The organism is Pleomorphochaeta sp. DL1XJH-081, assembly GCF_049310885.1.
Lineage (GTDB): Bacteria > Spirochaetota > Spirochaetia > Sphaerochaetales > Sphaerochaetaceae > CAYZJV01.
In genome coordinates this window covers 1-24271 of record NZ_JBMDYO010000012.1, presented here as the reverse complement: position 1 = coordinate 24271, position 24271 = coordinate 1, and the positions used below count along the sequence as shown (strand labels likewise).

The following is a 24271-nucleotide window of genomic DNA, read 5'->3' as shown; positions in this document are numbered from 1 at the left end:
TTTTATGTACGAAAAAAAGGACCTGTTGTCCATTCTGGCAACAGGTCCTTCTACCTAGATTTCTTCGAATCAGTCGCGATAGCTTCTAGTCGGTCTGGGTTTCGCAATGGCTTCGTTTACACGAAGGTTGCGTCCGCCGAATTCTTTGCCATCAAGCTGGGAAATCGCAGCTTCTGCAGCTGAATCCTCATCCATCTCCACGAAACCGAAACCTTTGGGTCGATGGGTCTCACGGTCAATGATGATGTTTGCGCTCAATACGGTACCGTACTGGGCGAACAATTCCCGAAGCTCTTCTTCGGTAGTGGCGTAACTCATGTTGCCGACATAGATTTTCTTTGCCATAAAGCATCCTCCACAGGTCCTACGCCTGTTTTCATAAAATTGCTTCATTTGGCGGCATGCTTGATTCAATTTAATCGGTCTATTGGAATACGATGAAAACGGCTCGAAGAAAACTAGATTAAAAGATACAGCTGCAACTCAAAAACGAAAGCAAGATTACATTAGCATGGGGTACATAGTCTGTCAATCTGTCAATATCTTGAACAATGGCACGCTATACCCTATATTGGTCGAATGAATATGATAGGATTGGTTCTTTCATTGGTGTTTGTAGGGGTAATCATTGTAATCGGTTTCCTTCTATCCAAGTCGGGCCGTTACACACCTGAATTTGTACGCAAATTCATCCATATCGGTGTCTCCAACTGGTGGTTTATCCTCATTGCCAGTTTCGATACATTAGGCCTTGCTTTAGTTGGGCCAATTCTATTCATCATCATGAATGGGACTGCTGTAGCTACAGGCTTTGCCAATAGACTAGGAATCAGTGATCGCAGACGAAATCTCGGTCTAGTTTATTTCCCCATTTCACTTCTGGTTTTCGTATTATTAGGTTACACCGATACGGTCCCCTTGTGGGCTTGTGGGATGGGTGCTCTCACCATGGGGTATGGAGATGGTTTTGCTGCAATCCTGGGCAAGCGCTTCGGTAAAAGAAAGATCATGGGAGACAAATCGATTGTCGGAACTGTGGTAATGTTTGTGGTTACTGTGCTGGTCGTTACAGGGTTTTCCATTGGTTATTCATTACCCGGTACATGGAGTTTCGGATGGTGGATCTCGTTGTTCGTCATTGGTGTGGTTGCAAGCCTATTAGAGGCATATACGCCCCACGGACTCGATAATCTGACAGTTCCTATCGGTACTACGCTCCTTGCTTTCTTCCTTTTGGGAGTGCTATGAGTACAGATATCTGGAGAATACTAATACCGTTATTTGCAAATATCGCCTTGGCTGTAATTTCATACATCCTTCACTGGTTAACTTTATCAGGTGCTGTTTCTGCTCTATTGGTGGGCTTCCTTACCTATCGATTCACCGGATTCGGAGGATGGGCATTACTCATGTTGTTTTTCATTACTGCCAATATTCTTGGAAAAGTTAGCCGGGCAGTCTCTAGGGCAATCGACAATGGTATCCAAAAGAAGGGCGGTACCCGGGATTGGGCACAGGTCATGGCCAATGGAGGTCTAGCTGCGGCTGCCGCATTGCTTTATGGGCTCGACGGTGGCCGTCTCGGCTTGGTGATGTTTGGCGCGGCTATAGCTGCCAGTACCGCGGATACGTGGGCTGGAGAGGCGGGAATACTGAGTCGGAAACCACCTATATCGATTAAGACTTTCAAGCCTGTTCCGACTGGAATGTCGGGAGGTGTGAGTCTCCTAGGGACATTGAGTAGCCTGCTAGGTTCCATTCTGATTGCGATAGCGTGGTATGCTACGTTTGCGGACTTTAATGATTCCTCTTGGGTCTTTCTTGCATCGATTATTGCGGTAGCCGGAATGGTGGGTTCTTTGGTTGACAGTTATTTTGGGGCAACGATACAAGGTCACTACTATGACCCGGAAAGTAAGCGGATTACCGAGCACGAACAGAGGAACGGTAAGAAGTTGGAATTATGTAGAGGAATACGCTGGATAGACAACGATGTAGTTAATTTCCTCAGTAATGTAATAGCAGTTCTGCTAGGTTGGGGCTTAAGCCTTATCATATTGTAATGGAGAGTGTACATGAAGAAATTTCTGTTGATTCCAGATTCCTTTAAGGGAACCATGAGTTCAACTCAAATTTGTTCCATTATGGAACAATCGATCCTTCGTTATTATCCTGATGCGGAGGTTGTTTCTCTTCCTGTTGCAGATGGAGGAGAAGGAAGTGTCGATTCCTTTTTGGCTGCTATGGGTGGTCAGAAGGTTACCTTGGACGTTACGGGACCCTATTTTCAGTCTGTTGAGGGTTTCTTTGGGGTTGTGAATGATGATACAGCTGTTGTGGAGATGGCAGCTTGTGCCGGACTACCCTTAGTAGGTGATGATAAAAGGCCGGACCAGAGTACGACATTCGGTGTTGGTGAACTGATTCTTGCTGCCGCAGAACGTGGATGCAAGAAGATAATCGTCGGATTGGGAGGGAGTGCGACCAATGATGGTGGTGCTGGAGCTGCTGCTGCTATTGGTGTGAAATTCTTCAATAAAAATGGCCAAGAGTTTATTCCGACAGGGGGCACTCTTGGAGATATTGTCTCGATAGATGCATCTGAAAAGAATCGGCTTTTGGATGATGTAGAGATAATCACGATGTGTGATATAGATAACCCTCTCTACGGAGAACAAGGCGCTGCCTATGTATTCGGACCCCAGAAAGGGGCTGATGAAAAGATGGTTGAATTTTTAGATGGCAATCTTCGTAGCCTCAGTAACGCGATATGGGAAAACTTGGGGAAAAACGTATCGGATTTACCTGGAGCAGGAGCCGCTGGTGGTATGGGAGGAGGTATGGTTGCCTTCTTTGATGCGAAACTGGAAATGGGGATTGAGGTAGTTTTGGATACCGTTGGATTTGATGAATTGCTAGACGATGCCGATATGGTATTTACTGGTGAAGGGAAGCTTGATAGCCAGAGTTTGCGTGGAAAAGTAGTCATGGGTATTGCTAAACGCACCAAACAGAAGAATGTTCCTCTGGTGGCTATTGTAGGCGATATCGGTGACCCGATAGATGGAGCCTATGATCGAGGGGTGTCTGCAATCTTCAGCATCAACCGTGTTGCCAAGGAATTCAAACAGGTGATGGCTAGAGCACCACAAGATCTTGCCCTTACGATGGATAATCTGATGAGGTTCCTGCATCTGTTGAAGGTTTGACTTGTGGTTGCCTGAAACCATGTAAAATAGCATCGTGGGGGCAAGCTGCAATGCAGTCCCCACAACGAATACATGCCGTGCTGTTCGGTTTTTCGAATACGGGAATGTCGAGTTTGCAGACTTTTTGGCAAGTCTTGCAGGATGTGCATGAATCATGGTTGATGGAAAATCGGTACAGTGATACAGGGTTGAAAAGTCCATAGATCGCACCTAGTGGACAGATGTAGCGACAAAATGGTCGATAAACTACAATCGAGGCCACGATGGTGATCGCTAGTATGAGATTCTTCCAAGCGAACAGCCAACTTGCCACACTACGCAACCCTACATTACCCGCAAGGAGGAATAGACCGGAAAGGGTTCCCGAAGGGCATACCCATGAACAGAAATAGGGACTCCCTTGTCCAATTATGTCTACTAAGAACATGGGTAATAAAATGACCAATACTACGAGAACGCCGTAACGAATTAAAGAGAGATATTTTTCTCCAGGAAGACGTCTTCGCCTTTTCCAACCCTTTGGGATAGGGATTCGATGCAGAAGGTCCTGAAACCAACCAAATGGACACATCCACCCACAGACGAACCTTCCCAGTGTAGCTCCAACTGCAACAAGAAATCCTCCAACGTACCATGAAATGAATTTGTCACGAGAGCCTATCACAGCTTGTAACGATCCAATGGGACATGAACCCAAAGCCCCTGGACATGCGTAACAGTTGAGACCGGGAACACAAAACGCCTTAACATCCCCACGATAGATCTTTCCTTCCAGGAAACCGACAATATAGGCATTTGAAATGATGGCAACGATGAGTTGAATGAGATTTCGGCGTTTTCTGTGTTGTTTTATTTCACTAGCCAAGGCCGATACACTCCAGACATATGAGGGTAGCTTTCTTGAGCACAATGAGAGCTTCGCCTTCGACTACACCGACTACAATGGCTATCAGTCCTACTACGATGAGCAAGCCAGAAATTAGTCGAGAAGTTCCAGTGTTGATTCTATTATGCTTTTCCATGCCTCTTTATCACGTGCTCCATAATGAGTTTCTCCCACGATATTACCCTTACTGTCAACAAAAAACGTCTCTGGGACCACTTGCAAATCTTTAAGCCTAAGATTGTAGAGATCTTCTGAGGGGATCATATGCATGTAGTCTGCTCCGGTCATCTGCACAATCTGATGCGCTGTTGCAATACTCTTTGAGAAAGATTCCTGATCGGTAAAACTGATATCCGTTACTAATCCGATGATATTCACGCCCTGGTCGGCATACTCCTCGTGCAGTTCAGCCAAGGCAGGCATTTCAGTTAGGCAAGGACTACAGTAGGTTGCCCAGACATTGATCATATTCAACTTATTGTCAGCAAACACCTCTTGGGAGATTTCTTCTCCCTTCAGGTCTAGGGTCCAGAATTCTTGGAGTCCTTGCTCAGGTGTCCCTGCAGCAAAAAGTGAGACGGTAATTACCATAAGAACGATAGCCATGGTCAGAATTTGTTTTTTACGATAGGACATACTTTACCTCATTACTAATATATTAGAGTAAAGGTATCAGTAGCTGATGTAATTGGCAAGCTGTTGGACCTAGGATATTAGGAATCCGAAGCTGTCCCTTCACATGCGGCGGGTTTTCTTGGTCTCCAGGCCAATTGTTTGCCTTCACTCAAATAGAGGCCTGCCAGTATCAGTAGGCATCCTCCAATGGCCATCAGAGTCACAGGTTCTCCTAATAGCAAAGCCGCGGTGAAAAGAGAGACGAGTGGTGTAAGATAGATGTATGCACTGGTCCTGAATACTCCCAGAATTCGTACGGCATGATTCCAGCTTACGAAGCAAGCCGCACTTGCTCCCAAGCCTAGAAAAATTAGTAGGATGGAATTGGTCGGAGAAAAATCTGAGAGACTAAGGGAGAATTCGCTTGTTGCGGCGAATGGTAGCATAAATAGTATCCCATAGAAAAAGATTTTCTTTGTGTATAAGAGAACGCTAAAACGGGAGGTGTCGATCTTCTTAAGGATAATAGAATAGATAGCCCAACCCAAAGTAGATGCCAAAGCCAGAAAATCTCCCTTTAAGGAGACATTGATATCAGTTGATCCGTTAAGCATGATCAAGGCTACACCAAGGGAGGCTATGGTAAAACCGACAATCAAACGAAAATGGACCGGCTCCTCCTTTAGAAATAGAGGTGCGATGAATGCAGTGGTAAGGGGGGCTATGGAGACCAATATTCCCACATTGGAGGCGTATGTCATAGTAAGTGCGAAATTTTCAAGGAGATAATACATAACTACGCCTGTAAGTCCTGCAGCAGCGAACAGAATCTCTTGGTGAAGGGAAGTCTTTGTACGGACTTTACCGCGACGGGTGGCGTATTCCACTATAGCCAAACCCACATATCCCAAGGTGAAGCGGATGACCAATATTTCGATGGGAGAGAAGGAGGAAAGTAAGATTTTTGTGGCGATGAAAGTTGTTCCCCATACTAAAATCGTAGCAAGGGCGACTGCGTGGGCTAAGGTTCTGTCTATATCCATTGCGAGACTTTGCCATGGAAGTGAAAAAATGTACATGAAATTTTTTTTAATTTGTTGTTGCTGTTCACGATTTTTATTTGTATGTTACATATCGGTGGTGGAAACATTGGGTTTTTCGTCCACCTATGCCTGCTTACAGGCTACAAAAGAAAAAAAAGAAATACACATACAAGTGAGGGGTACACTATGGCAAAACAACTGCAGTTCAATGAAGAGGCCCGTAGGGCGTTGGTAGTTGGCGTGGAAAAGCTTTCAAGGGCTGTAAAGGTAACACTCGGACCGAAGGGACGGAATGTTCTTATCGACAAAAAGTTCGGAGCACCTACCGTAACCAAGGATGGAGTCTCGGTAGCTCGTGAGATCGAATTGGAGGATCCATTTGAAAACATGGGAGCCCAGTTGCTCAAAGAGGTTGCTACAAAGACCAATGATGTTGCCGGTGACGGAACTACGACTGCTACCGTACTCGCCTACTCAATTACCAAAGAAGGCATGAAGAGTGTTGCGGCTGGAGTCAATCCCATGGGAATTAGAAGGGGAATCGATAAAGCTGTCGAAGACACGATCAAAGAGTTGAAGCGTCAAGCAAAAATGATTAAGGACAAGGAAGAACTTGCCCAGGTCGCAACTATTAGTGCTAACAATGACAGGGAAATCGGTGACGAGATCGCGAATGCGATGGAGAAGGTCGGGAAAGACGGTGTAATAACCGTAGAAGAATCGAAGACAATTGAAACCACTACTGACTTCGTAGAAGGTATGCAGTTCGATCGTGGTTATCTTTCTCCTTACTTCGCAACAAACCGGGATACCATGGTATCGATTCTCGAGGATCCCTACATCCTTATTTATGATAAGAAGATTTCCAATATGAAGGATCTTCTTCCCGTATTAGAGAAGGTTGCACAGGCTGGAAAGCCAATCCTTATTATTGCAGAAGATGTTGATGGTGAAGCTCTTGCTACACTTATCGTAAACACTATCCGTGGTACGCTTAATGCTGTTGCTGTGAAAGCTCCTGGATTTGGTGATCGTCGTAAAGCTATGCTCGAAGATATCGCTATTCTTACTGGTGGGCAGGTGATTTCTGAAGAGATTGGTCTCAAGCTTGAAAATACCGATCTTTCCCAACTCGGTCGAGCAAAGACTGTCAAGGTTGAGAAGGATAACACTACTGTTATTAACGGTGCTGGAAAGCAATCGGATATCAAGGATCGCATTAGCCAGATCAAGGTGCAGATCCAGGACACCTCAAGTGATTACGATCGAGAGAAATTGCAGGAAAGACTTGCGAAGCTCGCAGGTGGAGTCGCAGTGATCAATGTCGGTGCTGCAACAGAAGTCGAGCTTAAGGAAAAGAAGCATCGAGTCGAAGATGCCCTTTCTGCTACACGTGCAGCTATTGAAGAGGGCGTTATCGCTGGTGGTGGTGTTGCTCTTATTCAGGCGGCTAAGGCTCTCGAAAATAAGAATCTAGCAGGTCTGACAGAAGAAGAGGTTATCGGGTACAGGATTGTACGAAGAGCTCTTGAAGAACCTATTCGTCAGATTGCTCAGAATGCTGGTTTGGATGGATCAATTATCGCTGAAAAGGCTAAGCACGAGACCGCCGACCGCGGTTTTGATGCTGCGAAGATGGATTGGGTGAATATGTTCGAATCAGGAATTACCGATCCTGCCAAGGTTACCAGAAGTGCCTTGCAGAACGCAGCATCGATTGCTGCACTGATTCTTACTACCGAATGTTCGATCACCGACCTCCCTTCCGATGAGCCTGCAGCACCTGCAGGTGGCGGCATGGGTGGAATGGGCGGAATGGGCGGCATGATGTAGCCTTTCGCCGGTTTGGTGAAACCTAGCGGGTGGATTTCCAGAACTCCTGGAGACCACCCGTTTTACTTACCATCGTATGTGTTTCTATGTGCTTTCCATACCATTTTTTGGGGTAGCTGGTAAACTTGACTACCTTTAGTGTAACGTGGTACGTTAAGCGGTACGTAAAATTTCGAAAACCTAGAGTGAGGTTATATTAGTATGAATGCATTGCTGACAACCTTGGGTACCCAAGGGACTGCAACCACTTCGGCGAGTTCGACCGGTTCCATGACCACTACCTTCATCACGTTCGGTCTTATTATTTTAATCTTCTATTTTTTGATTATAAGACCACAGAAAAAACGTGATAAGGAGACCAAGAACATGCTTTCTTCCATGAAGAAGGGTGATAAGGTGGTTTCCATCGGTGGTATTCGAGGCACGGTGGTGATTGTCAAGGAGACTACAGTTGTAGTCAAAGTCGATGACAACACGAGAATTGAGTTTTCTAAAAACGCGATTGCCCAAATTCTAGACAGGAAGGCTGAAAGTGCTGGTGCAGCCAAGGCAGAAAAACCTGCCAAGGCCGATGCTAAGAAAGAGACTGTGGAAGCTCCTGTAAAGAAGAAAAAAAGCACTTCCAAAAAGCCGGCTGAACCTGTTGAGGATGCTGTGGTAGTTGAAGAGACAACCGCTGGTACCGAAGAGGGCGCCGACAATAAAGAGACCAAGTAAAGACATCGATATCATACGGAGAGCATCATGAAAAAACGAGGGCGATTGTTCATCGTTCTCCTGGTGGCGGTGGTATGTGGGATTTTCCTTTTCCCCACCGTCAAATGGTACGGATTCGTACCGCAGGAGACCAAAGATCTTGCGACTGGCTCAATGGTCCAGATTCGGGAGTACGCACAAGGAAAAGCCACAATGGATTTGAGGGAGCTCAATTCATTGATTGCTTCCGATCCTTCGACAGCGTTGCCGAATGAGTATAAGTTCCTATTGCCAATAGCCAAGGATAATTACAAGGCCATGAAGCGCGATGTCCCGCGCGATTGGACAGTTGAAGCTGTATTCAGGGGCTTCTACAACGAACAGGATCTGTTCGATACCCTGGAAAATCATTACCGATCGGAGTTGGTCGAAATTAAGACCTTGAGCGGAAATGTTCTACAGCTTGGTTTGGACTTACGTGGTGGTATGAGTATTTTGCTTGAAGCTGATACTGAAGCCTATGAAGCCAAGACTGGCACACGCCTTGGTGGAGCCGATGTTACAGCGCTCTTGAATGAAGATATTGCTATCCTGAATGAGCGTATCGACCAGTTTGGAGTCACCGAACCCGATATTCGTATACAAGGCTCCGACCAGATTCTCATAGAAATTCCTGGAGCAGCCGATCCTGAACGGGTAAATTCTTTCCTCCGCGGAAAAGGGTCCCTTACTTTCCAGATTGTCGATCAAGCTCTTACCGATCAGTTGAATGCTTATTTCACTGAGAACCCTGGGGAGGTCTACACCGATGGTGGTCAGATCAAACAGCCTGAGTTCTTGCCTGCTGGAAAGGTCGCAACTGCCTATTATATAAATGATGATTACGGTTTGGATGAGCTTTCCAGTTACGTGGTTTTAAATGAAGAGATCGGACTTGATGGTATCCATATCGCAAATGCGGTTGTTGGTACAAATCCTATAACAGGGCAACCGACTGTCAATTTTGAACTTGATTCAACTGGTGGTGAGTTGTTCTATAAGCTCACTTCTACGAATACTGGTGAGCTGATGGCTGTTGTGCAGGATGGAAAAGTCAAGGCCATGGCAACTATTACTGAGCCCATCAGGAATAGTGTACAAATAACCGGGTTTGGCGTCGAAGAAGCTCAAGACCTCTCTATCGTTCTGAAGACTGCGGCCTTGCCGATTGAGTTGATTGTTGTCAGCCAGCAGGGTGTTGGAGCTTCACTCGGTGAAGATACTGTACAGGCTGGATTGATCGCCATCCTTATAGGTTTGGCTCTTGTGTTTGTCTTCATGGTAGTAATCTACAAGGGAAGCGGAATCATTGCCGATATCGCCCTTCTGTTTAATCTTGTTATCTTATTGGCGGTACTGTCCGCATTCAATCTTACGTTGACACTCACCAGTATTGCTGGTCTTGTGTTGACAGTAGGTATGGCTGTGGATGCCAACGTAATTATCCTGGAAAGGATCAAGGAAGAGTTGTCCTATGGGAAAGGTGCTGAGGCGTCGGTTAAGGCCGGTTTCGCTAAAGCCTTCTGGACAATTATGGACGCCAATGTCACTACCATAATAGCTGCCCTGGTACTTTCACAACTTGGATCGGGTTCTGTCAAGGGATTTGCGAATACACTCGCAGTCGGTATTGTGAGTTCGATGTTCAATGCGCTGTTTGTGGTGAAGTTGATGTACGATGCATCCCTCTCCGGTAAACATCCTCGGCTGAGCATTGGCTGGAGGAGGAAGTAATTATGGCTAAGAAGATTTATCCTATCACAAAGTTTCGATTTGTTTCGGTAGTCGTTTCCATACTCCTATTGTTGGTGGGTTTGGTCTCCTATATCGCATTTGGAGGATTCAATCTGGGGATTGATTTCCAGAGTGGTTTTTCACAGCGTGTCCAAATTGCTCCAGCGGCAATCTCCCTTACCTATGAAGGATCTGATTCGGTTACTCTCAATGTAACCGGGGGAATGGTGACTCTTGTTTCCCGGGATTCGGCAGGATCTCGGTATGTCGAATTTACACCTTCAGAGTACCCGAGCATTGGAGACTTAGCCAGCGCTATCAACGGTTCTGTTGAAGGTGTATCGGCTGTAGCCTTACAGACATCACTCCCGACTGCCAATCTTATAACAGGGTTTGGCCTTCCTGCCACATTGTCGACGACTCCATTTATTTTGAATAGTGCCAATAGTGAAGGTTCCACATTCATATCGATAGATGAGATGCGTGAAGCATTGGGTGAAGGGTCTCAGGTCCAAGTTGTTGGTGATGACTATCGTCAGGTTTTTCAGTTAAGAATGGCTAATGACGACAATTTGAGTGAGGAAGAGATTTCCAATCAAGTTGGAAACGCCCTTGCGGAAAGTTTTGGCGAAGATGACGTTGTTATACTACAGTCTGACTTCGTTGGTCCAAAATATTCCTCAACACTCGTATCCGGTTCTATCTTGATTGTCATTGTAGCTATTGCCTTGATTCTTCTATATATCTGGTTCCGGTTCAAACTTGCATATGCTTTGGCAGCCATAATTACCTTGGTGCATGATACATTCCTTTTGATTGGTTTTATCGCGCTGTTTAGGTTGGAAGTCTCCAGTACTACGATTGCTGCGTTGCTTACCATAATTGGATATTCCTTGAATAATGTTATCGTCATTTTCGACCGTATCAGGGAAAACCGTCCGATGTTGAAAGAGCTTCCTATGATGCAGTTGATCGATACCAGTGTATCTCAGTCCTTGTCGAGAACTCTGTTCTCCTCACTGACGACCATACTCGCTATTCTTCCATTGGCGATTCTTGCCTCCGGTGCAATTCAATTGTTTGCCATCGAAATGGTCTTTGGTATTATTGTTGGAGCATACTCTTGTAACTTCCTTGCACCATCGCTCTTGCTTTGGATTACCAAGAAGCAGAATAATGGTCATGCTGTTCCTGTCGAACACGAAGAAGTACCAGCAAAGGATGTTCCTGCAGATGCTACAGAAGTGGAAGAGGTTGAGATTCCTTCTGCCCAACGTAAGTTGAAGGGCAAGCGAAAGCAGAAGAAGTAGAAGGAAGTATTTGTTCGTTTTGCAAAGCAAGCTCGGCCGCCTCGTAGGAACTCTACGCTGGCGGCTTGCTTATTTCCTATAAGGTTGTTTTGTTGGAGGAGCTTTTGGTAATAGAGAAATCGCTTATCATGGGTTATTGCAATGGTGTAGCCCACGTAATCGAGATTGCCCAAGAATGTCTTCGTATCGCGAAGGAGAACAATCTTCCTGCCTATTCAATCGGGTGGTTTATCCATAATCCAAATGTTGTAAAACGTTTTGCCGATGCGGGTATGCAACATATTGATCGACCCGAAGATAACCGTCCAGGGGTTGCGCTGATTAGGGCACATGGTATCGGAGATCCTTTGAGAGCTGAATTCATCGAGGCAGGATTCAAGTTGTTGGACGGTACCTGTGGAACGGTTGCCTACTCACAGCGAATCATCAGGACCAGTAATCCTGATTGGCATGTTGTAATCGCAGGCTTACCTGGACATAGTGAAGTCGATGCGCTCTCCCATGTATGGAACTCCCATAAAGAGATCGTCCCAGTCTCTGTCATAGAAACAGTTGAGGATGTCGATAATTTGCCCTCTTTTGGTAATGAGACCGTGATGTTCATGACTCAAACTACCTTTCCAATAATCCAATACGACTTATTAAAGGGCCATATGGAAGCCAAGTATGGAACTCGTTTGCAGATGGGGAATCGATTATGCCCTACTACTTCCCGTAGGTTGGAAGCAATAAATATCTTGTGTACAAAGGTGGATGCAGTTATTGTCATAGGAGGGAAGATGAGTGCCAATACTATGGCTTTGGTGCATGTTGTGGAAAAGAATGGTTTACCTGTTTGGCATATCGAAGATGCGAGGGAGATTCCCCAGGAGGTGTTTACTTATGAGCGTGTTGGAATTACCGCTGGAACATCAACTCCGCCTGAAGATATCGACGCCGTATATGACGCATTGAAATCGGGAGCAAGTGATGAATAATGATCAGAGTTACTGTTCTTCTGAGCAATTCCTTGAGCAGATTCGGAGCAAACAAGCATTTATATGTGACATGGATGGTGTAATCTATCATGGTAACCGGCTATTACCCGGTGTAAAAAAATTCATCGATTGGCTCAAGGAGGAGAACAAACGATTTCTCTTCCTGACCAATTCAAGCGAACGTTCTCCATTGGAATTGAAATTGAAGATGCGTAGGCTAGGGATGGAACTCGATGTAGACCACTTCTATACCTCTGCATTGGCTACGGCAGGATTTCTTGCCTCGCAAGTACCTCTAGGCACTGCCTACGTTATTGGAGAGGCTGGTCTCATCAATGCTCTATATGAGGTCGGTTACTCCATGAATGACATAAATCCAGATTATGTCGTGGTAGGAGAGTCTAAAACCTATAATTATGAGACAGTGATCAAGGCTGTCAGCTTGGTAAGAAACGGGGCTAGGCTGATAGGCACGAATCCCGATACCTCAGGCCCGAGCGAGGGAGGAATAGTTCCTGCAACAGGTTCTCTAATTTTGCCCATAGCTAAAACAGCAGGTGTTGAGCCCTACTTTATCGGGAAACCGAATCCTGTTATGATGCGACAAGCACTGAAACGTTTGGAACGCAAGCGTGAAGATACTGCGATCATTGGAGATCGTATGGATACGGATGTGGTAAGTGGAATCGAAAGTGGAATAGACACGGTCCTCGTCTTATCTGGGGTATCAGACAAAGAGACTCCGGCAAGATTTGCCTATAGGCCACTATTGGTTCTCGATTCGGTTGGGACATTGGTTCCAGACCAACTAACTAAAACTCAGGAGGAGTAGATGATTTCAATCCCAACAATCAAGCGTTTCCCGTCGTACCTTCGACTCTTACAGCAATACAAGGAAGAGGGCATGCAGTGGGTTTCTGCCACCAAGCTGGCTGGAGAACTGGGTTTAACACCTATTCAAGTACGGAAAGATATGGCCGGAACTGGTGTTGAAGGTCGTCCAAAAGTCGGATTCGAGATCGATGCGTTGATTCTGGCTATCGTTCAAAACCTTGGGTGGGACAGTACTACTGATGCTATACTGATAGGGGCTGGGCATCTTGGTGTTGCACTATCTAGGTATGAAGGTTTTGCTAGTTATGGATTACGGATTGTCGCCGTATTTGACAAGGATCCTGAAAAATTTGGTAGACCTATCGGAAAGACGACAGTACTGCCTATGGATGAAATGAAAAATTATGTGAAACGTCATGGTATCAATATCGCTGTAATTACCGTGCCTTCGGAAGCTGCTCAGGATGTTGCTGATCGGTTGGTAGAAGCGGGGATAAGGGCAATTTGGAATTTTGCCCCGAAGGATCTTCGTCTTCCTGAGACTATCGTCTTGCAACGGACAGATCTTGCCACTAGTTTTGCAGTATTATCAGCTAAATGCCGTCGTTCACCTGATGGATGTGGTTGTCAAGAACTCGATTAGTTTAATAATGTGAAAATAAGAACATTATAATACAATAATCCCCCTCAATGTATTATCTAAATACACTTAGGGGGATATTAATTGACTTTTTATCGATAGTTTATTATCCTTTTTTACATGAACAATCTGACTGTTGAACTATGTATGGGAAGTTCTTGTTTTGCAAGAGGAAACGCCAAGGCTCTCGGATTTCTGGAGTCGTATATCGAGAAACACAATCTTGCCGAGCGTATTGATATTACTGGACATCTATGTCTTGGGACCTGCTCTGGCGGCCCTAATATAAAAATTGGTGGAACCTTACATCAGAACGTAAATCCCGATTCCGTTGTCTCTTTGGTCCAGGAAGCCCTCAAGAATCTGGAGACTTCCAATGGGTAATGGAAATGCAAAGCTTTACCCCATCTATACCGAACTTACCGAATGTAGGGATTGCTACAAATGTGTTCGGGCTTGCCCCGTAAAATCGATTCAAGTAAAAGAAGCTCGTGCTGTCGTAGTGAGGGATCGATGCATCTCCTGTGGTAGGTGTGTCGATACTTGTCCCTCTCATGCAAAGAAAATCCGTAACGATGTAGAGGTCGCAAGAGAGCTATTACGATCTAGGGATCAGGTTTTCGTGTCCTTAGCACCTTCGTATGCTTCCGAATTTTCCCAAACTCCTGAAGCGGTGATGGTCGCTTTACGAAAATTAGGGTTCTCAGCGATCTCAGAGACTGCTATCGGGGCTTCCCTTGTCTCTGCTGCTATCGATTGTCATATGCAGAAGGATGTTGGTAGGTCATGGATATCTACTGCCTGCCCATCGGTAGTTGAGTTGGTATATCGGTATCATCCGGAATTGATAAAGGATCTAGCTCCAATCCCTTCACCGTTGCAGTGTCATAGTGCCTATCTTAGGCAGCTCTATGGCAATGACATCGGAATTGTCTTTATTGGTCCGTGTATAGCAAAAAAAGTGGAGGCAGATCAAAGTCCAGGCTTTCCGGATGTCGCATTGACATTCCGTGAGTTGAGAACCTGGTTTGATCAAGAAGGTCTTGATCTAAAGGCCATTCAAGAACATGGCATAACAGAGGAAACTGTTGGCCAGTTGGTTCCTGCCGAAGCCGGCGAGAGCACGCTTTATCCTGTAGAAGGGGGGATGGTTGCAACATTTGGTATAGGGAAGGATGTCTTCCAAGATAGGGCGGTCTCGGTATCGGGTGTAGAATTTGTTACCGAAACGCTTATGGATCTGCAGCATGCCCCCGAAACGGAATCCATGCCATTCCTAGAGCTGCTAAACTGTGAAGGTGGCTGTATAAACGGTCCGGGCAAAGCCAACTTCAGGTCCTCTGCAGTGAGCAAAGCAAAAGCTTCACAATTCACGAAAGCCCGAATCAAGGCTTCTAGACCAGTTTTCATACCCCCAGCGTCGTATGTACAAGAAATTGTCGACATGGGGTATGGGTTACTCAATATCGGTCCCTATGGAGAACATAAGGCACAACCAATATTGCCCCCTAAACAAAAATTACTTACGGAAGAGGCTATTACCAAAGCACTTATTGATATGGGTAAGACTTCTTTGGGAGATGAGTTGAACTGTGGAGGCTGTGGCTACAATTCTTGTAGGGATATGGCTGTAGCATTTCTGGAAGGGATGGCAGAACCCGAAATGTGCGTGACTAAAATGAGAAAATTGGCTCAAAGTAAGATAGATGTGCTACTGAGGACTTTACCCATGGGTGTGGTCATTGTAGACCGGGAGTTACGGATAGCAGACTGTAATTGTGCATTCCTTTCATTATTTGCTGACCTGGATAGTGATTTGGGAAGTGTGGCGGTTGAGCGGGTGGTCGGATTGCCTCTCCATCGATTTGTTCCCTTCCATGGCGAATTTTCTGAACAATTCAAGAATCCAGTCAAGACAGGACAGTATCGGCTTCATTATAAAGGAAAGTACCTGAAGGTCATTTTCTTTACGATTGAGAACCATCGTTTGGTCGGAGCAATGTTCCAAGATATAACAACCCCTACCATAAGACGAGAAACGGTCGTAAAGAAAGCCGATGCTGTCATTAAGAAAAGTTTGGAGACAGTCCAGCAGATAGCTTCCTTGCTTGGAGAGAATGCTGCGGAGACAGAGATTACATTGAATTCACTGATTGATGCGTTCCAAGTCCCAGATAGTTCCTCGGCAGATGGTTTTCTTCCCGATTCAGACCAAAGGACGCAACAGTGAAGGAAATATTTCTTGATGTGGACTATCACCAGACATACAAGGGGGGGCAGAAGATTGGGGGAGATGTCTTTCTCCAGTCGAAGAATGTGGAATCAAACCAGATAGTCTGTACGCTCTCCGATGGGCTCGGCAGTGGAGTGAAGGCTAATGTCTTGGCAAATCTTACTGCTCATATGGCTCATAAACTCTCATTCAGTCCCATGCATCTGACAAAGTCTGCGAAAATCATCATGAATACCTTGCCTGTATGTAGTGAAAGGAAAATTAGCTATTCCACCTTTACTATTGCTGATATCCGGTATGGAGACGAGGATTCCATCACTGTCCAACTAGTGGAGTATGACAATCCACCTGCTTTACATTTTTCCGCTGATTCAAAAGTTGCTATTGAGGCTAAGAATATTGATCTCAAGCGTGAAGGCGCCTTCAAGGAAGAGGTTATAAGGCAATCCCTATTCCAGCTCAAAATGGGGGATCGTTTGATCATATTCACCGATGGGGTTACACAATCAGGTATGGGTACAAGATATCCTTTAGGCTGGAGACTCTCTGGTGTCTCTGGATATATCCAGGAAATCCTGCGAACGAACCCCGACATCTCCTCACGTGAGCTGTCAGCAACGATTACACGAAAAGCTTTTGCATTAGATGGAATGGCCGCAAAGGATGATATAACTTGTGCTGTCGTGTATGTACGGCGTCCACGTAAGACGTTGATAGTCACAGGTCCTCCCTATAAGAAAGAACGGGACGAGGATCTGGCTGATAGGATCAATCGCTTCAATGGGAAACGAATCGTTTCTGGTGGTACGACTGCACAGATAGTCTCTCGAATTCTCGAAAGACGTGTGAGAGTCGATCTTTCTTCTTGGTCTGAAGGGGTGCCTCCTGCTTCTATCATGGAAGGGGTTGACTTGGTCACTGAGGGTATGTTGACGCTGGGAAAAGTCGCCTTTGCGTTGGAGCAGAAGACGCCCCTTAATACGATGCCAAACGACGCTGTAAGAAGGTATCTTTCTATATTGCTCGATAGTGACCAAGTATCTTTCATTGTAGGAACAAAGATCAATGAAGCTCATCAGGATCCCAATATTCCTGTGGAAATTGGAATTCGGAGAACTATCGTTGGAAGGATCAGGAAGGCTTTGGAAGACCAGTATTTGAAAGAGACTGAATTAGAATATATCTAATCATGGATTTTGGAGGGGTGTAATGGGACAGAAGCGAGTAGAAGTGAAAATTTGTGTGGGTACAGCATGTTTTGTCCAAGGAGGAGCCGATTTACTTCTCTATGAAGATTTTCTTGATCCGCAACTATTGGGGTTGTGCGATATAGAAGGAACCTCGTGTCTTGGCAAATGTAAGACTGATGATCCGAACTGGAAAGCACCCTTTGTTGAAATTGAAGGAATTGTGCATCCAAATGTGACACAAAGTAAATTAGCTGAACTACTTTGGGAGGCTGTGAATGCTCGAAATTAACAATCAGTATACTTTGATGAAGCGTAGAATTGCATCCGAGGTATTGAAAGCCTACTTTTCAGGAAAATTGGAAGAGGATATCGACACACTTCCCATTCGAATAATTCCACGAGACAGGGACCCCAACCGTTGCTGTGTGTATAAAGAGCGGGCAATGGTCCGTTATCGAATCATGGCACTGTTGGGTGTCGATATCGACCGTAATGATGATGAATGCAAGAGTTTAGCTTCGTATGCCAAGGAATCACTCGCAAGCGAGAATAACCCGATACCTACTTTGACCACTATTACACCTGGATGTAGCAGTTGTCCAGATGAACAATACCGCATCACCGATTCCTGTAGAGGTTGTTTTGCCCGACCATGTCTTGCTAATTGCCCAAAGGAGGCAATCGTTTTCATTGATGGAAAAGCCAAAATTGATGAACAACGATGTATAAAATGTGGAAAATGTCTCGACGTTTGCCCGTTCCATGCCGTAATTCATGTTCCAGTTCCTTGTGAGTCCGTATGTCCTGTAGATGCTATCCATAAAAATGCCGATGGATATGTGGAGATCGACCGAGACAAGTGCATTAATTGTGGTCATTGCTCCCGGTCGTGTCCATTTGGGGCTATTGCCGAGAGGAGTGCCGTGATGCACGTGGCAAGAATGCTTCAGGAAGAAGAACGGGTAGTGGCGATGATTGCTCCAGCCATTGAAGGCCAATTTCCCGGATCCCTAGGTCAGATCAAAGCAGGATTGTTGGCTTTGGGATTTCATGATGTCGTTGAAGTAGCCGAGGGAGCCCATATTACCGCCGGACATGAGGCCAAAGAGGTACAACTACGACTGAAGGAGGGTGAGAAATTCATGACCACCAGTTGTTGCCCTGCTTATATGCAACTGGTTGATACTCATATACCGTCACTTGGCCCATTACGTTCAAAGGCTCTTTCTCCTATGGGGTATACCGCACAGATGTGTTCTGAGAGATTCCCAGGAGCAAGACAGGTGTTTCTTGGGCCGTGTATTGCAAAAAAAGTGGAGGCTGCCAATATAGCATCGATTGATGCGGTCCTGACTTTCGCTGAGCTGGCTACACTGTTCGTTGCACGTGATATCGATGTTAAGGAAATGGTTGTTGCAAAACCTTACACTGACGAGTCTCTCTATGCGGATTGTCGTGAATTCGCACTTCCCTCTGGGGTTGCCCATGCTGTGATTCGTCGTTCAAACGAATCAGTACGAACTATGAATATCAACGGTGTTGATAGAAAGACCGTTCGGCTCATGAAGACTTGGATAAAACGGCCTCCTGAAGCTGATCTCGTGGAAGTCATGTGCTGTGAAGGCGGTTGTCTTGCGGGGCCAGGCGTCCTGGTGAATCCCAAGATCGCTACCCGCTTGCGTCAAGGTGCCAATGTAGCTACAGTGGGGACTAAACCCTTGGGAGATAAAAAGCATGTTTGAGCCATTGGAAAAGGTGAAGGATTCATTCGATAATGTCGAGATCTTGGATCAATTGGAATCCTTAGTAACTTACAGGGACTCTTCTTTTCTTGGAAGAATTTCTTCGCTTTCCAATGCGAGTGCGCTTCTGACGTGGTATCTGCATGACATCAACTGGCTAGGATTTTATCTGGTTGATGATCAATTTGGAGAATCTAGGCTGGTTCTTGGACCTTTTCAGGGAGCTCCAGCCTGTGTCACTATCACAAAGGGGAAAGGTGTTTGTGGAACTGCATGGCAAGAAAAAAAGACTATAGTAGTAGCTGATGTAACGACTTTCCCTGGTCATATAGCATGTGATGCGAACAGCAGGAGTGAAGTGGTAGTTCCGCTCTTTATTGATGATGAAGTCGTAGGAGTTCTCGATGTGGATAGCCCAACCATTAATAGGTTCACAGATATGGATGTCCAGTTCTTTCAAGATGCCGCAAATATCATCAGTCGCATCTATCCTTAGACTAATGGTTTCGCGTTGAAAGAAAATTCCCAATCATTGGGAAGTTTCCTCAAAATCAAAAATCTAACCCAAGTGTCCGCTTGACATTATTTCAAATCATCCACACTATTGGTCTAGTAGCTGAGAAGGAGACGAGTAATCGGACCAAACCGTCTGTGAGAGGATGTCCTTCCGGGTTTCCGGTTGGGTGTGAGATGTCTGTCGGTTGTCGATGAAAACCACTCCGGAGCTGTGAGTCGAACAGTAATATTACCAAGTAGGCTTGCCGTATGTCCTGGCGAACAAGGATGAAATGAGTGCTCATAGTGATGTGACTGTATCGCTATGGGAAGTAAGGTGGAACCGCGGAAACATGGCCTCCATGTTCTCGTCCTTACCAAATCGTGCGCCGAGGGTGTACGTTGGATAGGACAAGACTGTGGAGGTCTTTTTATACATACGGATAGAAGCCCTAAGGGGCATGAGGAGTTGATATGGCAAAGAATAAAGAGAATGCGAATGAGAGACTGGATCGTGTACGGCATTCGATGTCTCACGTTATGGCAGAAGCAGTCTTGCAGATGTTTCCATCGGCACAAATTGCTATCGGTCCAGCAATTGACAACGGTTTCTATTATGATTTTGATCTTCCACGGGCTTTAACACCAGAAGATCTGGACGAAATAACTGAGCGGATGAAGCAGATCATAAAAGAAGATAAGGAATTCAAAAGAATTGTAGTCTCAAGGGATGAGGCAAAGAAAATGTTTTCTGATCAGATTTACAAGCAAGAGTTGATTGATGCCATCCCAGCCGATGAGGAGGTCTCTCTCTACAATCAAGGTGGTTTTACAGATCTCTGTCGAGGGCCTCATGTGGAATCCACCAAGGAGCTCAATCCTGAAGCATTCAAATTACTGAACACTGCAGGTGCCTATTGGAGAGGGAAGGAGACCAATCCAATGCTTACCCGTATCTATGCGACAGCTTGGACAAATCCGAAAGATCTTAGGCTCTATCTCCAGAAACTCGAGGAAATCGAGAAGCGGGACCATCGCCGGCTCGGAAAGGAACTTGACCTGTTCAGCTTCCACGAAGAGGCAGGCCCCGGTCTGGTCTATTGGCATCCCAGAGGCGCACGTATTCGTATGGCGATTGAAAATTTCTGGAAGGATCAACATTACGCCAATGGGTACGAAATGGTATACACTCCCCATGTAGGAAAAGCGTGGCTTTGGGAGACTTCCGGACATCTTGGATTTTATAAGGAAAGCATGTATTCATCTATGGAGATGGATAAGGCAGACTATTATGCAAAGCCTATGAACTGTCCTTTTCATATTATGATTTATCGCAATTCAAAGCATTCGTACCGTGATTTGCCTTTCCGTTGGGCTGAGTTAGGAACTGTTTACCGCTATGAAAAGGCTGGGGCGCTACATGGACTTCTCCGAGTTCGCGGATTTACCCAGGATGATGCCCATATCTTCTGCACTCCCGAACAGATGGATGCAGAGATCCGCGAAGTGTTGCGTTTCTCCCTGTTTATGCTCCGTTCTTTTGGGTTTGAGGAGATTGGAGCCTATCTCTCAACTCGCCCGGAAAAAAGCGTCGGAGAACCACAACGTTGGGATGCGGCGACTGAATCGCTCAGAAAAGCAATCGAAGCAGAAGGGTTGGAATATGGAGTCGATGAAGGTGGTGGTGCATTCTATGGACCAAAGATCGATTTGAAAATCAAGGACGCTATTGGTAGGGAGTGGCAATTGTCTACCATCCAATTCGATTTCAATGAGCCTGAACGCTTCAATATGACTTTTGTAGATTCCGATGGAGTCGAAAAACGACCTTACATGATTCATCGAGCTCTCCTTGGCTCCATTGAGCGTTTCTTCGGGGTACTTCTCGAGCATTATGCTGGAGCGTTCCCCCTCTGGCTCGCTCCTGAACAGGTCTGTGTGATCCCGGTCTCTGAAATCTTTAACGGCTATGCCAATGAAGTGCTCCAAGAATTGAAATCACAAGGTATCAGAGTCTATTTGGATGATAGCGATGATCGGATGAATGCAAAGATCCGTAATGCCCAGAAAATGAAGGTTCCCCATATGTTAGTTCTTGGGGAACGAGAACAGGAGGCTAGGGCTGTCTCTGTACGATATAGAGACGGGAAGCAAGAGAACGGGATAGAGCTCTCGGCTTATGTGTCAATGCTCCATGAGCGTATTGGCACCAAGCAGTCGTTGTAGGTGGGATGCCCTATGTTGTTACAAAACGCATTGAAGAGACTGGAAGAGATCGATAGGGAAGTGGTTCTTCTTTCTCACATTAATGGTGTGCTGGTCTGGGACCAGGATGTAATTCCATCCGGGGGGTCTGAGGAGCGGGCTAGACAGCTCGGTTTGATTGATAGAAAGATATACGAGCTGACTTCTTCAGATGAAATGGGAGAGCTTCTTTCGACTTTAGGTGCTTCTGAGTCAGACGATGAAGGTGATGAATCTTTGGATGATCGTTCCCGAGGCATTGTGCGGAACTATTTTCGGGCATGGAACCGTGACAGGAAACTGGATGGCGATTTTGTGCAAAAATTTTCTGAACTCACAGGGAAAGCCCACCATGTGTGGGCTAAGGCGCGGGAAGAGAATGATTTCTCCATTTATCAAGAGACTCTAACTTCGATAATCGCAATGGTACAAGAAAAAGCTTCCCGTTATGGATACAGCGATGATCCATATGATGCTCTTCTCGATGTATTCGAACCAGGAACAACTACAGCTGAAGTCGATTCTTTATTCACACAAATGAAACGGGATATTCATGTCGTGTTGGATCGGTTAGGTGATGCTAGGCGCAATATAGATGATACATTTCTCTATAGTACCTATGCACAGGATAAGCAAGCCTCTTTTGGAAAAGTTGTTCTTGATGCCATGGGCTTTGATTGGAATCGGGGTATTTCTGGTATTTCTGCTCATCCGTATACAATTAGCCTAGGAGCTGATGATATCCGGATCACTACGCGATATACCGAGCCCAGTGTTACCAGTCCGCTATTCTCATCTATCCACGAAGGAGGACATGCTCTGTATGAGATGGGTGCCTCCAATGAAATGACAAAGGGAACATGTCTTGCCAATGGGGCGTCTCTTGCATTCCATGAGAGCCAAAGTCGATTGTGGGAGAATATGATAGGTCGAAGCAAGGCTTTCTGGAGCCATTTTTTTCCACGATTTAAGGACATATTCCCTATTCAACTGGAGGGAATTGGATTAGATGGTTTTGTCGATGCCATCAATATTGTCAAACCTTCATGTATCCGTGTCGATGCCGATGAGGTAACTTACGGCCTCCACATCATTTTACGATTTGAATTGGAGAGGAAATTGTTATCTGGTGAATTGGCAGTACAAAATCTACCTGAAGCTTGGAACGATGCCATGGTTTCGCTTTTGGGAATCCGGCCGCAGACTGATCGTGAAGGCGTATTGCAGGATGTGCACTGGTCAATGGGTGAATTGGGGTACTTTCCCACGTATGCATTGGGTAATTTGTATGGAGCACAAATTCTCCATACTATGAAAAAGGATATTGATGTAGATTACACAGTATCTACCGGTGATTTCACTCCTATCCGAGAGTGGTTGGATACACAGATCCTTCGCTTCGGGGCTTTATATAAACCAAAGGAGCTGCTATTGAAGGTCACGGGATCAGCTTTGGATGCCCGACACTTCAATGATTATCTTACCGAAAAATATGTAGGGGGTCTCTAAGATGAATTTACCGAATAAGCTTACCATCAGCAGGCTGATTATGGCTCCATTGTTTTTCATTGTTTTTTTTCTTCCTGAATGGTTTGGAAGAGAGTTGGACCTTCTTTCAGTCGTACTGTTGATCATTCTCTATGCGCTTACTGAACTTTCAGACCTTCTCGATGGAATTATTGCAAGGAAATATCATCTTGTGACCGATCTTGGTAAGGTTATGGATCCATTTGCGGATACATTAAGTCGATTGACCTATTTTGTCTGTTTCCTTGGAGTCCAGATAATGCCAGTGTGGGCTTTCGCCATAATCATGTGGCGGGAATTCTCAATAGTTTTTCTCCGGATGTTGATGATGGGAACTGGTAAAGCGGTCGCAGCAAATATCTGGGGTAAGTCCAAGGCAGTGATGTATGCGATTTCTGGAATTGTAGGGATTCTCTATGTTTCAGCATCAAGAATCATGGAAAGTTCAGATTGGATGGTGTGGGCAGAACCGCTGCTGTTGGTTGTATTCGCGTTGGCAGCCTTGGCATCTTTAGCCTCTTTCGCCACCTATCTTGTTTCTATCTTTACCAATGGAGCATTGTCTCATCTGAGCCGATAAGCATGAGTTTTGTGTTTTTGCAAGATTTTTTTTAAATTTTTGTAAAACCCCCTAGACGTATTTGTATAAAACGGGTAGTATCCCCCTCGTTGCTCAGGCAAAACAGTTCAAGATTGTATCGACAATCACGATGGTTTTGACGAATGACAGATGAAAATCAGAAATAGTGGAAATTCAGTATTGACACTAAGAATTGAAATCTGTTATAAAGGTCGAGCGCTTCAAGGATAACTCCTTGGATCGTGAGCCTGAATGGCTGGTTTTTTGACAGAGATATGAGAGAAGAGAAGGAAGGATATGCATGACGACGATTACCTGAAAAGGTTGTTGGTCAGAATGCGAACAACGAAAGTTGTTCAGGAAGTGTAAGGGCTTCCAAGTCAATTCACGAACGAAGTGAAAGCTAACGTTTGAGGCGCCGGCTGGAGAGCAGGTGCCGCGAGA

The 24271-nt window shown here is 45.4% G+C and carries 24 protein-coding genes; 19 read left to right on the top strand and 5 right to left on the bottom strand.

From position 1 onward, the window contains the following. Window positions 1–69 precede the first annotated feature (69 nt). Window positions 70–345 carry an RNA recognition motif domain-containing protein gene (locus tag ACODJP_RS13130; RefSeq protein ID WP_422482251.1) on the bottom strand — a complete coding sequence of 92 codons (276 nt, stop codon included), beginning with the start codon at window positions 343–345 and terminating at the stop codon, window positions 70–72. Window positions 346–579: 234 nt separating this feature from the next. On the opposite strand from ACODJP_RS13130, the gene ACODJP_RS13125 reads away from it, so the two are divergent. From ACODJP_RS13125 to ACODJP_RS13115, 3 genes are read left to right on the top strand one after another with little or no spacing between them, the layout of a single operon-like run. Further along, entirely contained in the window at window positions 580–1248 is a 669-nt protein-coding gene (locus tag ACODJP_RS13125) for a diacylglycerol/polyprenol kinase family protein (RefSeq protein ID WP_422482249.1), read from the top strand. Beyond that, the gene (locus ACODJP_RS13120) at window positions 1245–2063 is read left to right on the top strand and encodes a DUF92 domain-containing protein (protein ID WP_422482247.1); all 819 of its coding nucleotides are present in this window, start codon (window positions 1245–1247) and stop codon (window positions 2061–2063) included. Before ACODJP_RS13125 ends, ACODJP_RS13120 begins: the two co-directional genes overlap by 4 nt. 12 nt (window positions 2064–2075) lie before the next feature. Next, on the top strand, window positions 2076–3209 hold the full coding sequence (locus tag ACODJP_RS13115) for a glycerate kinase (protein WP_422482245.1): 1134 nt from the start codon (window positions 2076–2078) through the stop codon (window positions 3207–3209). On the opposite strand, the gene ACODJP_RS13110 is transcribed toward ACODJP_RS13115, so the two are convergent. The 4 genes from ACODJP_RS13110 to ACODJP_RS13095 form a co-directional block, all read right to left on the bottom strand. Further along, complete coding sequence (locus tag ACODJP_RS13110) at window positions 3163–4074, bottom strand: 4Fe-4S binding protein (RefSeq protein WP_422482243.1); 912 nt, start codon at window positions 4072–4074, stop codon at window positions 3163–3165. The two genes, ACODJP_RS13115 and ACODJP_RS13110, sit on opposite strands and share 47 nt — an antisense overlap. Further along, entirely contained in the window at window positions 4067–4231 is a 165-nt protein-coding gene (locus tag ACODJP_RS13105; RefSeq protein WP_422482241.1) for a CD1871A family CXXC motif-containing protein, read from the bottom strand. The genes ACODJP_RS13110 and ACODJP_RS13105 overlap by 8 nt, the downstream gene beginning before the upstream one ends. Beyond that, window positions 4189–4731 (bottom strand): TlpA family protein disulfide reductase, encoded by a 543-nt coding sequence (locus ACODJP_RS13100; protein ID WP_422482240.1) that lies wholly within the window; start codon window positions 4729–4731, stop codon window positions 4189–4191. Before ACODJP_RS13100 ends, ACODJP_RS13105 begins: the two co-directional genes overlap by 43 nt. A gap of 77 nt (window positions 4732–4808) precedes the next feature. Next, on the bottom strand, window positions 4809–5753 hold the full coding sequence (locus tag ACODJP_RS13095) for a DMT family transporter (protein ID WP_422482238.1): 945 nt from the start codon (window positions 5751–5753) through the stop codon (window positions 4809–4811). Window positions 5754–5939: 186 nt separating this feature from the next. Here ACODJP_RS13095 and groL point away from each other — a divergent pair, with 186 nt between their 5' ends. The 16 genes from groL to pgsA all read left to right on the top strand — a co-directional run bounded on the left by groL (window position 5940) and on the right by pgsA (window position 23827). Then, window positions 5940–7586 carry a chaperonin GroEL gene (gene groL / locus ACODJP_RS13090; protein ID WP_422482236.1) on the top strand — a complete coding sequence of 549 codons (1647 nt, stop codon included), beginning with the start codon at window positions 5940–5942 and terminating at the stop codon, window positions 7584–7586. Window positions 7587–7787: 201 nt separating this feature from the next. Next, window positions 7788–8303 (top strand): preprotein translocase subunit YajC, encoded by a 516-nt coding sequence (yajC, locus tag ACODJP_RS13085; RefSeq protein ID WP_422482234.1) that lies wholly within the window; start codon window positions 7788–7790, stop codon window positions 8301–8303. A gap of 27 nt (window positions 8304–8330) precedes the next feature. Beyond that, on the top strand, window positions 8331–10055 hold the full coding sequence (secD, locus tag ACODJP_RS13080; protein WP_422482232.1) for a protein translocase subunit SecD: 1725 nt from the start codon (window positions 8331–8333) through the stop codon (window positions 10053–10055). Window positions 10056–10057: 2 nt separating this feature from the next. Next, entirely contained in the window at window positions 10058–11365 is a 1308-nt protein-coding gene (secF, locus tag ACODJP_RS13075) for a protein translocase subunit SecF (RefSeq protein WP_422482230.1), read from the top strand. 65 nt (window positions 11366–11430) lie between these two features. After that, on the top strand, window positions 11431–12342 hold the full coding sequence (locus tag ACODJP_RS13070) for a hypothetical protein (RefSeq protein ID WP_422482228.1): 912 nt from the start codon (window positions 11431–11433) through the stop codon (window positions 12340–12342). Then, the gene (locus ACODJP_RS13065; protein ID WP_422482226.1) at window positions 12335–13174 is read left to right on the top strand and encodes an HAD-IIA family hydrolase; all 840 of its coding nucleotides are present in this window, start codon (window positions 12335–12337) and stop codon (window positions 13172–13174) included. The genes ACODJP_RS13070 and ACODJP_RS13065 overlap by 8 nt, the downstream gene beginning before the upstream one ends. Next, window positions 13175–13819: a redox-sensing transcriptional repressor Rex gene (locus tag ACODJP_RS13060; RefSeq protein WP_422482224.1), complete on the top strand. Its 645-nt coding sequence runs from the start codon at window positions 13175–13177 to the stop codon at window positions 13817–13819. Window positions 13820–13936: 117 nt separating this feature from the next. Further along, window positions 13937–14200 carry an NAD(P)H-dependent oxidoreductase subunit E gene (locus ACODJP_RS13055; RefSeq protein ID WP_422482222.1) on the top strand — a complete coding sequence of 88 codons (264 nt, stop codon included), beginning with the start codon at window positions 13937–13939 and terminating at the stop codon, window positions 14198–14200. Further along, on the top strand, window positions 14193–16046 hold the full coding sequence (locus ACODJP_RS13050; protein ID WP_422482220.1) for a [Fe-Fe] hydrogenase large subunit C-terminal domain-containing protein: 1854 nt from the start codon (window positions 14193–14195) through the stop codon (window positions 16044–16046). Before ACODJP_RS13055 ends, ACODJP_RS13050 begins: the two co-directional genes overlap by 8 nt. Further along, the gene (locus ACODJP_RS13045; protein WP_422482218.1) at window positions 16043–17236 is read left to right on the top strand and encodes a SpoIIE family protein phosphatase; all 1194 of its coding nucleotides are present in this window, start codon (window positions 16043–16045) and stop codon (window positions 17234–17236) included. The genes ACODJP_RS13050 and ACODJP_RS13045 overlap by 4 nt, the downstream gene beginning before the upstream one ends. A 22-nt stretch (window positions 17237–17258) precedes the next feature. After that, window positions 17259–17528, top strand: a complete 270-nt coding sequence (locus tag ACODJP_RS13040; protein ID WP_422482216.1) for a (2Fe-2S) ferredoxin domain-containing protein — start codon at window positions 17259–17261, stop codon at window positions 17526–17528. Beyond that, window positions 17515–18981 (top strand): monomeric [FeFe] hydrogenase, encoded by a 1467-nt coding sequence (locus ACODJP_RS13035; RefSeq protein ID WP_422482214.1) that lies wholly within the window; start codon window positions 17515–17517, stop codon window positions 18979–18981. The genes ACODJP_RS13040 and ACODJP_RS13035 overlap by 14 nt, the downstream gene beginning before the upstream one ends. Further along, entirely contained in the window at window positions 18974–19477 is a 504-nt protein-coding gene (locus ACODJP_RS13030; protein WP_422482212.1) for a GAF domain-containing protein, read from the top strand. Before ACODJP_RS13035 ends, ACODJP_RS13030 begins: the two co-directional genes overlap by 8 nt. A gap of 473 nt (window positions 19478–19950) precedes the next feature. Next, a complete protein-coding gene (thrS, locus tag ACODJP_RS13025; protein WP_422482210.1) occupies window positions 19951–21702 on the top strand; it encodes a threonine--tRNA ligase in 1752 nt (583 codons plus the stop codon). 12 nt (window positions 21703–21714) lie between these two features. Further along, window positions 21715–23229 carry a carboxypeptidase M32 gene (locus tag ACODJP_RS13020; RefSeq protein WP_422482208.1) on the top strand — a complete coding sequence of 505 codons (1515 nt, stop codon included), beginning with the start codon at window positions 21715–21717 and terminating at the stop codon, window positions 23227–23229. A gap of 1 nt (window position 23230) precedes the next feature. Continuing rightward, a complete protein-coding gene (gene pgsA, locus ACODJP_RS13015) occupies window positions 23231–23827 on the top strand; it encodes a CDP-diacylglycerol--glycerol-3-phosphate 3-phosphatidyltransferase (protein WP_422482206.1) in 597 nt (198 codons plus the stop codon). Window positions 23828–24271: the final 444 nt, after the last annotated feature.

Coding starts and splice junctions, on each gene's coding strand:
- ACODJP_RS13130 (WP_422482251.1), bottom strand. CDS start 345: ATGGCAAAGAAAATCTATGTCGGCAACATGAGTTACGCCACTACCGAA.
- ACODJP_RS13125 (WP_422482249.1), top strand. CDS start 580: ATGAATATGATAGGATTGGTTCTTTCATTGGTGTTTGTAGGGGTAATC.
- ACODJP_RS13120 (WP_422482247.1), top strand. CDS start 1,245: ATGAGTACAGATATCTGGAGAATACTAATACCGTTATTTGCAAATATC.
- ACODJP_RS13115 (WP_422482245.1), top strand. CDS start 2,076: ATGAAGAAATTTCTGTTGATTCCAGATTCCTTTAAGGGAACCATGAGT.
- ACODJP_RS13105 (WP_422482241.1), bottom strand. CDS start 4,231: ATGGAAAAGCATAATAGAATCAACACTGGAACTTCTCGACTAATTTCT.
- ACODJP_RS13100 (WP_422482240.1), bottom strand. CDS start 4,731: ATGTCCTATCGTAAAAAACAAATTCTGACCATGGCTATCGTTCTTATG.
- ACODJP_RS13095 (WP_422482238.1), bottom strand. CDS start 5,753: ATGGATATAGACAGAACCTTAGCCCACGCAGTCGCCCTTGCTACGATT.
- groL (WP_422482236.1), top strand. CDS start 5,940: ATGGCAAAACAACTGCAGTTCAATGAAGAGGCCCGTAGGGCGTTGGTA.
- yajC (WP_422482234.1), top strand. CDS start 7,788: ATGAATGCATTGCTGACAACCTTGGGTACCCAAGGGACTGCAACCACT.
- secD (WP_422482232.1), top strand. CDS start 8,331: ATGAAAAAACGAGGGCGATTGTTCATCGTTCTCCTGGTGGCGGTGGTA.
- secF (WP_422482230.1), top strand. CDS start 10,058: ATGGCTAAGAAGATTTATCCTATCACAAAGTTTCGATTTGTTTCGGTA.
- ACODJP_RS13065 (WP_422482226.1), top strand. CDS start 12,335: ATGAATAATGATCAGAGTTACTGTTCTTCTGAGCAATTCCTTGAGCAG.
- ACODJP_RS13060 (WP_422482224.1), top strand. CDS start 13,175: ATGATTTCAATCCCAACAATCAAGCGTTTCCCGTCGTACCTTCGACTC.
- ACODJP_RS13055 (WP_422482222.1), top strand. CDS start 13,937: ATGAACAATCTGACTGTTGAACTATGTATGGGAAGTTCTTGTTTTGCA.
- ACODJP_RS13050 (WP_422482220.1), top strand. CDS start 14,193: ATGGGTAATGGAAATGCAAAGCTTTACCCCATCTATACCGAACTTACC.
- ACODJP_RS13040 (WP_422482216.1), top strand. CDS start 17,259: ATGGGACAGAAGCGAGTAGAAGTGAAAATTTGTGTGGGTACAGCATGT.
- ACODJP_RS13035 (WP_422482214.1), top strand. CDS start 17,515: ATGCTCGAAATTAACAATCAGTATACTTTGATGAAGCGTAGAATTGCA.
- ACODJP_RS13030 (WP_422482212.1), top strand. CDS start 18,974: ATGTTTGAGCCATTGGAAAAGGTGAAGGATTCATTCGATAATGTCGAG.
- thrS (WP_422482210.1), top strand. CDS start 19,951: ATGGCAAAGAATAAAGAGAATGCGAATGAGAGACTGGATCGTGTACGG.
- ACODJP_RS13020 (WP_422482208.1), top strand. CDS start 21,715: ATGTTGTTACAAAACGCATTGAAGAGACTGGAAGAGATCGATAGGGAA.
- pgsA (WP_422482206.1), top strand. CDS start 23,231: ATGAATTTACCGAATAAGCTTACCATCAGCAGGCTGATTATGGCTCCA.